The organism is Actinomycetospora sp. (assembly GCF_036497585.1).
In the GTDB taxonomy this organism is placed as follows: Bacteria; Actinomycetota; Actinomycetes; order Mycobacteriales; family Pseudonocardiaceae; genus Actinomycetospora.
In genome coordinates this window covers 47,938-60,895 of sequence record NZ_DASXJD010000164.1, presented here as the reverse complement: position 1 = coordinate 60,895, position 12,958 = coordinate 47,938, and the positions used below count along the sequence as shown (strand labels likewise).

The 12,958-nt window shown below is 76.1% G+C and carries 11 protein-coding genes and 1 riboswitch; of the genes, 2 read left to right on the top strand and 9 right to left on the bottom strand.

The window, feature by feature from the left end; genetic code table 11:
* Positions 1-237, bottom strand: a 237-nt coding sequence (locus tag VGH76_RS16080; RefSeq protein WP_331557696.1) for an adenosylhomocysteinase, incomplete at its 3' end; no start/stop codon positions are given.
* A gap of 75 nt (positions 238-312) precedes the next feature.
* Positions 313-393, bottom strand: a riboswitch (S-adenosyl-L-homocysteine riboswitch).
* A 232-nt stretch (positions 394-625) separates the two neighbouring features.
* On the opposite strand from VGH76_RS16080, the gene VGH76_RS16075 reads away from it, so the two are divergent.
* A complete protein-coding gene (locus VGH76_RS16075) occupies positions 626-2,242 on the top strand; it encodes a long-chain fatty acid--CoA ligase (RefSeq protein ID WP_331557695.1) in 1,617 nt (538 codons plus the stop codon).
* Positions 2,243-2,441: 199 nt separating this feature from the next.
* Here VGH76_RS16075 and VGH76_RS16070 read toward each other — a convergent pair whose 3' ends face one another.
* The 6 genes from VGH76_RS16070 to VGH76_RS16045 all read right to left on the bottom strand — a co-directional run bounded on the left by VGH76_RS16070 (position 2,442) and on the right by VGH76_RS16045 (position 8,057).
* Entirely contained in the window at positions 2,442-3,392 is a 951-nt protein-coding gene (locus tag VGH76_RS16070) for a cation diffusion facilitator family transporter (protein ID WP_331557694.1), read from the bottom strand.
* A 58-nt stretch (positions 3,393-3,450) separates the two neighbouring features.
* Positions 3,451-4,722: a mannose-6-phosphate isomerase, class I gene (manA, locus tag VGH76_RS16065; RefSeq protein ID WP_331557693.1), complete on the bottom strand. Its 1,272-nt coding sequence runs from the start codon at positions 4,720-4,722 to the stop codon at positions 3,451-3,453.
* A 74-nt stretch (positions 4,723-4,796) separates the two neighbouring features.
* On the bottom strand, positions 4,797-5,939 hold the full coding sequence (locus VGH76_RS16060; protein ID WP_331557692.1) for a hypothetical protein: 1,143 nt from the start codon (positions 5,937-5,939) through the stop codon (positions 4,797-4,799).
* Positions 5,936-6,172 carry a Trm112 family protein gene (locus VGH76_RS16055; protein WP_331557691.1) on the bottom strand — a complete coding sequence of 79 codons (237 nt, stop codon included), beginning with the start codon at positions 6,170-6,172 and terminating at the stop codon, positions 5,936-5,938. The genes VGH76_RS16060 and VGH76_RS16055 overlap by 4 nt, the downstream gene beginning before the upstream one ends.
* A complete protein-coding gene (locus tag VGH76_RS16050) occupies positions 6,169-7,590 on the bottom strand; it encodes a phosphomannomutase/phosphoglucomutase (RefSeq protein ID WP_414637742.1) in 1,422 nt (473 codons plus the stop codon). The genes VGH76_RS16055 and VGH76_RS16050 overlap by 4 nt, the downstream gene beginning before the upstream one ends.
* A 92-nt stretch (positions 7,591-7,682) precedes the next feature.
* Positions 7,683-8,057: a DUF3499 domain-containing protein gene (locus tag VGH76_RS16045; protein ID WP_331557690.1), complete on the bottom strand. Its 375-nt coding sequence runs from the start codon at positions 8,055-8,057 to the stop codon at positions 7,683-7,685.
* Between the two features lie 292 nt (positions 8,058-8,349).
* Here VGH76_RS16045 and VGH76_RS16040 point away from each other — a divergent pair, with 292 nt between their 5' ends.
* A complete protein-coding gene (locus VGH76_RS16040; RefSeq protein ID WP_414637741.1) occupies positions 8,350-8,868 on the top strand; it encodes a metallopeptidase family protein in 519 nt (172 codons plus the stop codon).
* A gap of 6 nt (positions 8,869-8,874) precedes the next feature.
* Here VGH76_RS16040 and VGH76_RS16035 read toward each other — a convergent pair whose 3' ends face one another.
* The gene (locus VGH76_RS16035) at positions 8,875-9,252 is read right to left on the bottom strand and encodes a VOC family protein (RefSeq protein ID WP_331557689.1); all 378 of its coding nucleotides are present in this window, start codon (positions 9,250-9,252) and stop codon (positions 8,875-8,877) included.
* Between the two features lie 41 nt (positions 9,253-9,293).
* Complete coding sequence (locus VGH76_RS16030) at positions 9,294-12,941, bottom strand: glycosyltransferase (RefSeq protein WP_331557688.1); 3,648 nt, start codon at positions 12,939-12,941, stop codon at positions 9,294-9,296.
* Positions 12,942-12,958: the final 17 nt, after the last annotated feature.

Here is a 12,958-nt window from a genome sequence, read left to right as displayed (position 1 = left end):
CAGCGTCTCGATGAGCACCGCGGTCTGGACGGTCATGTGCAGCGAGCCCGAGATGCGCGCACCGTGCAGCGGCTTCGCCTCGGAGTACTCCCGGCGCAGCGCCATCAGGCCCGGCATCTCGTGCTCGGCCAGGCGGATCTCCCGGCGGCCGAAGTCGGCCTCGCCCAGGTCCGCGACCGCGTAGTCGATCCCGTTCTTCTCGGCGTACTTCTCGTGCGTCGTCCCTACTGCTGCCATGACTCCTCGTCCGTGTGTCGTCGGTCGATCGGTGGTCGGACCGTCACGCGAGGACTCGAGAGCACGGTCGACCACCATCCGGAGGCGCCCTTGATGGTGCGGAGCCTTGTCGAGCGTGGCGGACACGACGTGTCCGTTGCAGCGCCACTCGACAGCCCCGTCGCACGTGAGTGCGAGCTCTTTGCCGTGGAACGAGAAAAACACAGGCCACCGGGGTGGTCAAGACGGCGCGCACGCCGCCGCCGGGGCGCGGCGCGCCCCGGCGCAGGTCGCCGCCCGGTCGGTGCGCGCACGCTATGACCGGCACCACCCGGACGGTATGACCGGGGCCACTCCGAGCCGTAGTCTCGGCGCTCCCGCCCCCGTGAGCGCCCAGGAGGCCCCCGCCGTGCTCGGACAGATGCAGACCACACCCCTTGCGCTGCCCCACGTGTTCCACCGCGCCGAGCAGCTCTTCGGACACAAGACGCTCACCGGGGTCGGGGTGGGGGGCACCGTCACCACGACGACCTACGCTGACTGGGCCGCGCGGGTGCGCCGCACGGCCGCCGCGCTCGACGCGCTGGAGATCGCGCACGACGCGCGGGTGGGGACGTTCTGCTGGAACACCCCCACCCACCTCGAGCTGTACTTCGCGGTGCCGTGCAGCGGGCGGGTGCTGCACACCCTGAACATCCGGCTCTTCGCCGAGCAGCTCGTCTACATCGTCAACCACGCCGACGACGACGTCGTGTTCGTCGACCGCTCGCTGTTCGGCCAGCTCTGGCCGCTCGCGGACCAGATGCCGCACGTCCGCAAGTTCGTCGTCATCGACGACGGCTCGGACACGCCGGTGCCCGAGGACGAGCGCATCGTCGACCACGCGGAGCTGCTCGCCTCGGTGGAACCGTTCGCCGGCCGCTTCGTCGTCGACGACGAGAACCGGGCCGCGGCCATGTGCTACACGTCCGGCACCACCGGAAACCCCAAGGGCGTCGTCTACTCCCACCGCTCGGCCGTGCTCCACTCGATCGCGGTGCTCATCGCCGACGTCGCGGGGCTGGTGGAGCGCGACGTCGTGCTCCCGGTCGTGCCGATGTTCCACGCGAACGCCTGGGGCCTCCCCTACGCCGCGGTCTTCGCCGGCGCGTCGATGGTGATGCCGGGCCCGAACATGGTGCCCAAGGCGATCGCCGGGATGCTGCGCGACCACGACGTCACGTTCACCGGCGCCGTCCCGACGATCTGGATGGGCGTGCTGCCCGAGCTCTCGGGGCCGGAGGACGTCCCGCGCCTGCGCCTGCTGCTGTGCGGCGGGTCCGCGGTGCCGCGCTCGCTCTCCGAGGCCTGGCGGAAGAAGATCGGGCTGCCCATCACCCAGGCCTGGGGCATGACGGAGACCAGCCCGATCGCGACGACGGGCATGCTGCGCTCGATCCACGACGGGTGCTCCGATGACGAGATCGCCGACGTCCGCGCGACGGCGGGCCAGCCGGCCCCGCTGGTGGACCTGCGCCTCGCCGACCCCGACACCGGCGAGATCCAGCCCTGGGACGGGGTCTCCTCCGGGGAGCTGCAGGCCTCGGGGCCGTGGATCGCCGACTCGTACTACCTCAACGAGGACGGCGGGAAGCAGTTCACCGCCGACGGCTGGCTGCGCACCGGCGACGTCGCGGTGATCGACCGGAACGGCTACGTCAAGCTCGTCGACCGGACGAAGGACCTCGTGAAGTCCGGCGGGGAGTGGATCTCCTCGGTCGACCTGGAGAACGAGATCATGGCGATGCCCGAGGTCGCCGAGGCCGCCGTCATCGCGATCCCGGACGAGAAGTGGTCGGAGCGGCCGCTGGCCTGCGTGGTGGTGCGGGACGGCAGCTCGCTGACCGCCGAGCAGGTGCGGGAGTACCTCCTCACGCGGGTGGCCAAGTGGCAGGTCCCCGACGACGTCGAGTTCATCGACGAGGTGCCCAAGACCTCGACCGGCAAGTTCTCGAAGAAGACGCTGCGCGCGAAGTTCGTCGGGTAGGTCGTGCCCCCGGCCCGGCCCCCGTCGTCGGGGGCCGGGCGGGACCGGCTCAGCTCCGCGTGGAGGCCGCGACGCTCGCCTCCTCGCCGCGCTCGCGGCGGCCGAGCACGGGCCTGCGGCGTGAGTAGGCGAAGCCGCTCTATGCGGTGACCGGGACCATACTGAGGGTGACGCCGGACTGCTGCGTCCTGCGGGCGGTTCAGGACCTCGGATCGAGCGCGGGGTCCAGGCCGTCGTCGGAGCCGGTGCGGTCCAGGTCGGGCTCGAGGTAGACCAGGCGCGCCTCGGGGACGGCTTCGCGCAGCCGCGCCTCGGCCGCGTCGATCGCCGCAGCGACGTCCCCGGTCGGCAGGCTCGCGGGCACCGCGATCTTCGCCGCGACGAGCAGCTCCTCGGGCCCGAGGTACTGGGTGCGCAGGTGGATGACCCGCTCGACCGGGCCGCCCACCAGCGACGAGGAGATCGTGGCGCGCAGCGGCGCCCGCGCCCCCTCCCCGATGAGCAGGCTCTTGGTCTCCACGATGAGGATCACCGCGATCACCCCGAGCAGGACGCCGATCGCGACGGTGCCGATCGCGTCCCACACCGGGTCGCCGGTAGCCATGGTCAGTCCGACGCCGGCGAGGGCGAACACCAGGCCGACCAGCGCCCCGGTGTCCTCCAGCAGCACCACCGGCAGCTCCGGGTTGACCGACTGCCGGATGAAGCCCCACCAGGTGGCGCCGCCCTTGAGCCCGCGGGACTCGTGGACCGCCGTCCGGAAGCTGTAGCCCTCGAGTGCGACCGCCACGAGGAGGATGACGATCGCGACGAGCGGGTTCTCCAGCTCCTCCGGCGCCGCGAGCTTGTGCACGCCCTCGTAGATCGCGAACGCCGAGCCGAGGGTGAAGAGCAGCAGCGCGACGACGAACGAGTAGAAGAAGCGGTCCCGCCCGTAGCCGAAGGGGTGCTCGGGGGTCGCGGCCCGCGAGGCCCGCCGGCGACCGAAGAGCAGCAGGCCCTGGTTGGCGGTGTCCGCGACCGAGTGCACGCCCTCGGCGAGCATCGACGACGAGCCCGTGATCGCGAAGCCGACGAACTTCGCCAGCGCGATCCCCGCGTTCGCGGCCAGCGCGGCGATGATCGCCCTCGAGCCTCCGGATGCGGACACGGGACCTCCTGCGGCCGGCGGGGACGAACCGGGCACCTGCGACCCGGTCCGCGGCAATCTAGTCGGGCAGGAGGTCGGTGCCGCCCTCCCCGCCCCCGGGCCAGCCGTCGCCCGCCGCGAAGACCAGCGCGCGCCCCCGGCCGGCCTCGACCGTCACCGTCCCGTCGGTGGCCGGTGCCCACACCGCCCGGCCCCGCGCCAGCGCCACCGAACGGCCGTTCTCGGCGCGCAGCGCCGCGTCGCCGCGCAGCACCAGCACGATCCGCGGGCCGTCGATGCCGAGCTCGACCGGGCCGTCGTCGGGACCCAGGTCCAGGCGCACGAGCCGGAAGTGCTCGCTGGGCGAGGTGAACACCGCGCGCGGCCCGTCGACGCGCGGGCGGATCAACGGCGGCGGCCCGCACCGGAAGTCGAGGATGCGCAGCAGCTCCGGGACGTCGACGTGCTTGGGCGTGAGCCCCGCCCGCAGCACGTTGTCGGAGTTCGCCATCAGCTCGATGCCGCACCCGGACAGGTAGGCGTGCGGCGACCCGGCCCGCTGGAAGAGGCACTCGCCCTCGGCGAGCACCACGCGGTTGAGCAGCAGCGCGGCGAGCACCCCCGCGTCGCCCGGGTAGCGCTCCCCGAGGTCCAGCAGGGTCCGGACCTCGCGCTCGAACTCCCCGCCGGGCGCGCCCGGGGAGCCCGGGGTCTTGGCGAGCCGCACGCACCCGTCGAGCAGCGCCGGCACGAGCTCGTCGACCTTGCGCTGCGGCAGGGTGATCCAGGTGGTGAACAGCGCCCGCAGGCCCTCCGGGCCCGGCTGGGCGGCGAGCAGCTCGGTGTGGTGGACGAGCTGGTCGACGTCGAGGGCACGCAGCAGCCGGACCGTCACCAGGGCGTCCCGGAAGCCGGCGAGCGCGTGGAACTCCTCCAGCGGGCAGAGGATCTCCGGCTTCGGCAGCGGGTCGCGGTAGTTGCGCTCGGGGGCGCTCTGCGGCACCCCGGAGGCCTCCTCACGGGCGAAGCCGGCGGCGGCCTGCTCGGCGGAGGGGTGGGTCTGCAGGCTCAGCGGCTCCTCGGCGGCGAGGACCTTGAGCAGGAACGGCAGGCGGCCCTGCCAGCGCCCGGCGCGGGCGACGCCGAAGGTGCCGTCCGGGTCGTCGGCGAGGGCGTCGAGGAGCGTGCGGCCGCTGCCGTGCTCGACGAGCCGGGACGGGGCGTCGTGGTGGGCGCCGAGCCAGAGCTCGGCCTGCGGGTGGGGTGACGGGACGGGCTCGCCGAGCAGCCCCGCGATGTGGGTGCGCGAGCCCCACGCGTAGGGCCGCACCGTCCCCTCGAGCAGTTCCACGTCTCCCCCTCACATCGCTGGTGACGGCCGTCGGTCGGCGGTGCCGGCCGCGACGGGTGTGCGCGGGACCAGGGTCAGCCGGAGCCGACGCCGGGCCGGGCGCCCTCGGCCGGGTCGGCGCCCGCCGTGCCGGTCGCGAGGCCCAGGTAGAGCGCCGCGAGGTCCAGGCGCAGCGCGAGCACGGCGGACCGCACGGCGTCGTGCCCCGGGGTGTCACCGGCCAGCTCGAGGTGGTCGATCTCGAGGGTGTCCGCGGCGGGCCATCGGCGGGCGGCGTCCTCGGCCAGCCGGCGGGTGGCCAGGTCCTCCCGGACGGTCACGACGACGAGGCGGGGCGGGGGGCCGCCGCCGGGGTCGTCGAACGGGTCGGCGAAGATCGAGTCCTCGGCCGCGCCCGACTCCAGCCGGGCGGCCAGCGCGGGCACCGCCACCGCGCCGGACACCGGTCCGGCGTGGGCGACGACCCCGGCGTGCGCCGCGAGGACGACGGCGCCGTACTCCGCGAGGCCCGTTGCGACGGGGTCGGTGCCCCACAGCAGCGGGGTGTGCTCGGCGAACCGCAGCGCGAGCGCCTTCGCGGGCGCCACGAACGCCTCGTGGCGCGGGCCGCTGCGCTCGGCCTCGTCGTCGAGGCGGTCGGCGAGGGCCTCACCGTCGACGTCGAGCAGGCCCAGTGCCCGGGTGGTGGCGAACGTGGCCGCGAGATCCGTCGCGGTGGAGAGGCCCTCGAGCCCCGGGATGCGCGGCACCACCTGCATGGCGCGCCCGGCGGCGGCCGCCGGGGCGGGGCCGTCGGCCGGCCCGGTCAGCACGACGTGGGCGCTGCGCCGGACCGCGCGGTCGACCGCCTCGGCCACCTGGGCGTCGGCCGGGTCCTGGTCGGAGCCGCGGTGGGAGACGACCACGACGTCGAGCGGACCCAGCCACGGCGGCGCCACCTCGGTGACGACGACGGGGCACGGGCACGTCGGGGCGAGGAGTGCGGCGACCAGCCGTGCCGCGGCGTGCTCGGTGCCGGGCCGCGCGAGCAGCACCAGCGCCCGGGGGCGGAGCCCGTCGAGGGCGCCGCCGGCCCCCACGCCGATCTCGACGGCGGCCGCCCACGTCGCGCGGACCTGGGCCCCGGCGGTGGCCGCCGCGCGCAGCAGTCCGGACCGGTCGGTGTCGAGCAGCCGGCCGGTGTCCTCGAGCAGTGCCTCGTCGAGCACGGTGCTCACCCGTCCGCGGGCGCCGCGGCGTCGTCGTCCGGCCCGCCGGTGGCCTCGGAGAGCAGGAGGACCGGGATCCCGTCGGTCACCGGGAAGCGCCGCCCACAGCTCTGGCAGGTCAGGGCGGCGGCCGCCGGGTCGTCCGGGGTGCCGGGGCGCAGCTCGCCGTGGTCGGGCGCCGGGCAGGCGAGGATCTCCAGGAGGACCGGGTCGAGGCCCAGCGGGCCGGCTCCGGCGCTCACCCGCGCACCACCGCGAGGACCTCGTCGCGCAGCGCGGCCACGGCGGCGTCGTCGGACGCCTCGACGTTCAGGCGCAGCAGCGGCTCGGTGTTCGAGGGGCGCAGGTTGAACCAGTCGCCGTTCTCGAACGAGACGGTGAGCCCGTCGAGGGTGTCGGTGGTGACGTCGTCCCGGTCGCCGTAGAGCTGCTCGACCTCGGCGATCTTGGCCTGCGGGTCGGCCACCTCGGAGTTCACCTCGCCGGACGCGGCGTAGCGCGAGTACTGCGCCATGAGCTCGGACAGCGGCTTGTCCTGCTCGCCGAGCGCGGCCAGCACGTGCAGCGCGGCGAGCATCCCGGAGTCGGCCCGGAAGAAATCGCGGAAGTAGTAGTGCGCGGAGTGCTCGCCGCCGAAGATCGCGCCGGTCTGCGCCATCGTCGCCTTGATGAACGAGTGGCCCACCCGGGAGCGCACCGGGGTGCCGCCGGCCTCGGTGATGATCTCGGGGACGGCGCGCGAGGTGATCAGGTTGTGGATCACCGTCCCGCCGGGCTCCTTGGCCAGCTCGCGGCTGGCGACCAGCGCCGTGATCGCGCTCGGGCTCACCGCCTGGCCCAGCTCGTCGACGAGGAACACGCGGTCGGCGTCCCCGTCGAAGGCGAGCCCCGCGTCGACGCGCCCGAGGGTGGACACCTCGCGCTGCAGGTCGACGAGGTTGTCCGGGTCCAGCGGGTTGGCCTCGTGGTTCGGGAAGCTGCCGTCCAGCTCGAAGTAGAGCGGGTAGACCTCGATCGGCAGTGGACCGAGCACCGCGGGCACGGTGTGGCCGGCCATGCCGTTGGCGGCGTCCACCACCACCGACATCGACCGGAGCCCGGACAGGTCGACCAACCCGCGCAGATAGGCCGCGTAGTCCTCGAGGACGTCGCGCTCGCGCACCGTGCCCGGCCGCGCGGCCGGCTCGGCGCCGGAGGCCGCGCCCGGCCCCTGGTCGAGCAGCGAGGCGATCTCGTCGAGCCCGGTGTCCTGCCCGACGGGGCTCGCGCCCGCGCGGCAGAGCTTGATGCCGTTGTAGCGCGCGGGGTTGTGGCTGGCGGTGAACATGGCACCGGGCGCGTCGAGCGCGCCGGAGGCGTAGTAGAGCTCGTCGGTGCTGGCCAGGCCGATCTTCGTGACGTCGACGCCCTGGCCGGTCACGCCCTCGGCGAACGCGTCCGCGAGCTCCGGGGAGGACTCCCGCATGTCGTACCCGACGACGACGCCGTTCTCCGGCACCCCGCCCTGCTCGCCGATCAGCAGCTGGGCGAACGCGGCGCCCACGTCGCGGACGAAGGCGGCGTCGAGCTGCTCACCGACCAGGCCACGGATGTCGTAGGCCTTGATCGTCTCGCTCACCACGCGGGCGCGCGCGGCGTCGGCGGTCTCGGTGCTGCTCACGTCGGCCAGCGTATCGGCCGGGCCCGACACCGCGTGGGTCGGCGGGCACCCGATGGGGTGGGCGGTCGGGTGGGATCCGGGCGCCGCCGGCGTCAGGGACCGGAAGGGTCGGGCAGCACCCGCAGGTGCCCCCGCCGACCGGTGCCCGCGACCGCGCCGAATGGGCCGGTGGAGCCCACGGCCTCGCTCGGCGGTTCGGCCCGCCCGGCCTCGCGGACGGCCTCCGCGAGCGCGGTGAGGTCGTCGGCGGAGGGCTCGGAGGGGAAGTCGCCCTCGTAGCGCACGACCTCCCACCCGCGGGGGGCGGTCAGGCGCAGGGCGTGGTGCTCACAGAGGTCATAGGAGTGCGGCTCCGCACTGGTGGCCAACGGACCCACGACGGCCGTCGAATCGGAGTAGACGTACGTCAACGTGGCGACGGCCGCCCGGCCGCACCCGGTCCGTGAGCACTTCCGCACTCCTCGCACGACGCAGGACGATAGTCCCCGTCCGGCACACCGCCGGGCAGGCGCGCTCGGCGCGTCGGGGGGTCGCTCGTCACCGGCTGGTCACGGGGGCGTCGCCTCGGGGTCGGGGTCGGGCTCGGGCGACGAGTGAGCGGCGCCGTCCTGGCGTCGGACGCCAGCATCGTGCCGTTGCTGCCACGGGGCGCGGCCCCCGGCGACGAGTGAACGGCGCCGTCCTGGCGTCGGACGCCAGCATCGTGCCGTTGCTGCCACGGTGCCTCCCCCACCCGCGAGCGGCGTAGGCTCGCTCGCCGTGGCGAGAGGTGGGACGCGGACCGGCCCTCGGGAGCCCGACCGGTCGGAGCGCAGCCCGGCGCGGGGCGTGGTGCCCCGTCGCCCGCGGCGCCGCCGGGACCGGCGCGGCCGTGGGATGCGCGCCCCGCTCTACCCGGCCGGCTCCCCCGCGGCCCGCACTCGCGCCGAGCGGTTCGACGCGGTCGTGCTCGAGGCCCTCGAGCCGATCGAGGACCGCTGGGGCGCGGAGCTCGAGGACCTCGACGTCGCGGTCGACGACGTGCCCGACGTCGGCGAGGCCGCCCCGGACGACGACGGCGTGGTGGGCGACGGCGAGATCCCGCTGGCGCGCCTCGTGCCGGCGGGCGTCGACCGGCGGGGCGCCCCGACGCGCGCCCGGATCGTGCTCTACCGCCGCCCGCTCGAGGCGCGCGCGCTCGACGGCGAGGACCTCGCGGACCTGCTGCACGACGTGCTCGTCGAGCAGGTGGCCGAGTACCTCGGGGTGGAGCCGGACACCGTCGACGGCGAGGAGTAGCCCGCCCTAGAAGCCGTGGTTCACGGCCTCGACGTTGTGCCCGTCCGGATCCCGGAGGAAGACCGCGTAGTAGCCCGGGTGGTACTCCGCCCACTCCCGCGGGGCGTGCAGCACCTCCGCCCCGGCCTCGAGGGCGGCCGCGTGCACCGCGTCGACCGCGGGCCGGTCGGGCGCGCGGAACGCGACGTGCAGCTCCTTGCCCAGGGCGCCGCCCGGCGTGAGCCAGAACTGTGGGATGCCGTCGGGGCCGGCGAGCCCGACGACGGCACTGCCCTCGTGCGGGATGCGCATGGCCTCTCGGAGCCCGAGGGGCGCGAACACACGCAGGTAGGCCGCGACGGAGGCGTCGACGTCGGCGACCGGGAATCCGAAGTGGTCGATCACACCGCGGACGCTAGACGCGGGGTCCGACACTCCGGCCGGTATCAGTCGAGACGCGTGCGCGAGGGCAGCGCCGAGACCGCCGTGAACAGCACGAGGGCGAGCTGGAAGAGCAGGAGCAGGTCGCGGAGGGTGCCGTCGCGGGAGACCACCACCGGCCCGCCGGAGGACGGCACCGCCACCCCCACGAGGTGCCCCCACGCCGGGACGATCGGCGCCGCGTTGCCCCCGACCGTCGCGCTCCACCCGGACTCGTTCTCGGCGGCGAGGACGACGAGCCGCCGGTTGGCGCCCGTCGAGACCTGGACGCCCACCGAGGGCGGCGTCCCCGGCAGCGGGGTGATGCCCGTCGGGCGCTGCGGGGCGGCCTTGGCGTCGGTGGCGTCGTCGGAGACCGGGGGCTCGAGCAGCACGGCGCCCGCCGCGGGCAGCCCGATCGCCAGCACCGGGCGGCCGTCGCGGGTCTCGGGCGCCGCAGTGAGCAGCGAGCCCGAGGCCTGCCGGGCGTTGTCGGCGACGGTCCGGTCGGGCAGCACGACGGCGGCCGTCCCTGCGGTGGCGAGCTCGGCCGCCCCGGCCTGGACCTTCGCCGGGTCGCCGGAGAGCAGCGCGGTGACGTCGCGGGTCAGGCGGGCCGGGGCCGCGCCGACCGGGGCGAGGTCGTCGTCGCCGTAGCGCGGGAGGTCGGGGCCCGCCCGGCGGGTGCGGTCGGTGTCCAGCGAGTAGCCGGGCCCGTCGGGCAGCCGGGTGAGCCCGACGGCGACGACGTTCGCCCCGGCGGCGGCGAGCCGCCCGGCGAACGTCGGGTCGAGGGAGGCCGCGGGCGCAGCGACGAGCGACCCGCCGGAGCCGAGCAGCACCCCGGCCGCCGCGAGCGCGAGGGCCAGCGTCGCCGCCACCGGCACCGCGGCCCCCCGGACGCGGCGCCCGCCCGTGCCGGCCGCGCTGGTCCGGGTGCGCAGCCGGGACCCCAGCGCCGTCCCCACCCGGGAGGCCGCCGAGGCCGTCCCGCCGCCGACGCGCGCGAGCACGCCGTCGGGGCCGAGGTCGATCTCGGAGTCGCCGCGGCGGCGCGGGGCGGGCCGGTGGCGGGGCCCCGACCGCCCCGTCACCAGCGTGCCCAGCGGCGTCCCGCGGGCCTCGGCGACGAGCGCGAGCAGGGTCCACAGCGTGCCGCAGGCGGCGAACGCCAGCGCCGGGCCGGTCCAGCCCGGGCGGGGGTCGCCGCCGGAGAGCGGCGGGAGCGACACCGTCCCGACGACGCCGGCCGCGACGACGCCGAGCACGGTGATCGCGAGGCCCGGCACCATGCTGCGCCGCGGCGCGAGCAAGGCCCCGCCGACGGCGCCCACGAACACCAGCAGCCCGATCACCGGCAGCGAGCCGGGGCCGCCGGGGTCGAGCGAGAGCACGTCGAGCACGCCGGCGAACTGCTCGCGCACCGGGGAGCCGGTGCCGTGCACGAGGATCTGCGGGGCGCGCAGCAGCGTCGAGGGCCACGGCAGGAGCAGCAGGACCGGCAGCACGACGACGACGCCGAGCGCGATCGCCCGCCGTCCCGAGGCCCCCGGCGGCGCGGGCACGAGGACGAACCCGACCACCACGACGACCAGCACGAGCACGTGGACCAGGGGCGCGAACGCGGAGACGACCGCGAGCAGCAGCACCGTGCCGGCGGCGGCGCTCCACCACGAGGCGCGCCTGCCCTCCACACGGCTGCCGCGCAGCACGGCCGTCACACCGGCGAGGACCATCGGGAGCAGGACGACCGCGACGACCCCGTCGAGCCGGCCCTGCGCGACGGCCGCGCCGGCGATGCCCAGCAGCGCGTACACCGCGGCCGCGGCCGCGCGCAGCATCCGGCCGACCCGGATCCCGCGGGTCGCGAGGTAGGCGGACAGTCCCGCGAGCGGCAGCGCGGCGAGGAGCAGCAGCGACACCGCGGCCGCGGGTCCGGCAGACCCGGCGACCGGCCACAGGATCCCGCCGAGGACCCCGACGACGGCGAGCGCGGCCGAGGCGGGCGCGGCGGTGCCGCCTGCGACCGGGTGCCAGTCGGCGAGGTAGGAGCTCCACAGCGCGCCCAGCCCGGGCAGCGTCCGGATCCGTCCGCCGGCGAGGTCCAGCCCGAGCCGGGACCGGTTGACCACCAGGGACACCACGGTCAGCGCGAGCACCATGAGCAGCGGCGGCGCGAGCAGGAGCTCGCGCAGCACCCGACCGGTGGTGACCGGGACGACGACGAGCTGCTCGTCGTCAGCGGCCCAGCGCTCCGCGCCCTGGCCGGGCGCCGCGCCGGTGCCGCTGCGGGGCCCCGCGATGCCGACGAACGCCGTCTCGGCGTCCGGGGATCCGATGAGCTCGGTGACCCCGGCGTCGTCGGCGCCCGACCGGCTCGCGGCCAGCGTGACCCCGACCGACTCGCCGGGCCGGCGCAGGCCGGCCTTGCGGCGGGTGAGGCGCTTCGGCGCGGCGGCGCCCGCGGGGAGGGCGCCCTGCCCGACAAGCAGCGCCCCCTCGCCGGGCGCATCGTCGACGGCGAGGGAGGAGGCCGGCGCGGGGCGGGCCGGGCGGTCGGCCCACTCCGGGAGCCGCCCGAGGACGAGCTCGTCACGGACCCGGGAGCGCACCACGCGGGCGAGGCCGCCCTGCACGGCGTTGCGCAGGCGGGTCATGCGGCTGGTCAGCAGGCCGCGCATCCCCCGGGGGACCGCGGCCCCGGCGGCGTGCAGCCGGCGGCGGCGCGCCTCGCGCAGGTCGGAGAGGTCGGCCAGGACGCGGCCCATCGCGCCGAGCTCGGCCGACGACGCGGTGGGGCGGCGCAGCAGCAGGAACCCGAGCGCGCGCAGCACCGCGAGCACCGGCAGGCGGAGCAGCCCGAGGACGAACGCCGGCTCGGAGCAGTTGGCCAGCACCGTCCACTGCCCGTTGCGCCGGTCGACGGTGCGACGGCCGCCGTCGCACCCGGCGGCGTCGAGGGCCCGGGCGCCGGTGGTGATCGCGCGGGCGTGGTGCAGCCGGGCCGAGGGCACGCACAGGACGAGGCCGCCGGCGCGGTTGATCCGCCAGCCGAGGTCGACGTCCTCGCGCAGCAGGCCGAACCCGGAGTCGTAGCCGCCGAGGGCGTCCCACTCGCGGCGGCGGATCAGCGCGCCCGCCGACCCCACCGCGAGGACCTCGGAGTTGGTGGCGAACTGCCCGAGGTCGAGCTCGTCGGAGCCGATGCCGGTCTGGCGGTGCCCGGAGGCGTCGGTCGACAGGCCGGCCTCGACGACGAGGCGCGGGTCGTCGCGGTCGAGCTGCAGGGGCCCGAGCATCGCCGCCGCGGGCGAGGCCTCGGCGACGGAGAGCAGCACGTCGAGGCAGGAGGGCTCGGGAGCGGCGTCGTCGTGCAGGACCCACAGCCAGTCGCCGGAGCTGCGGTCCCCGGACCGGCCCCACCTCCGGTCCGCGTCCGCGACGGCGGCCGCCACCGCGGTGCCGAACGGGGTGTCGCGGGGCAGGTCGAGGACGACGTCGACGGTATTGGTCGAGCGCAGCAGGTCAGGGGTGGAGTCCGCGGAGCCGGTGTCGACCGCGATCACCCGGCGCGGCGCCACCGTGAGCCGGCCGAGCGCGCCCAGCGTCTCGGGCAGCCAGGCCTCGCCGTCGTGACAGACCAGCACGGCCAGAACGGGCGCCGTCGGTGCCAACCGTCCGCCCCTCCCCG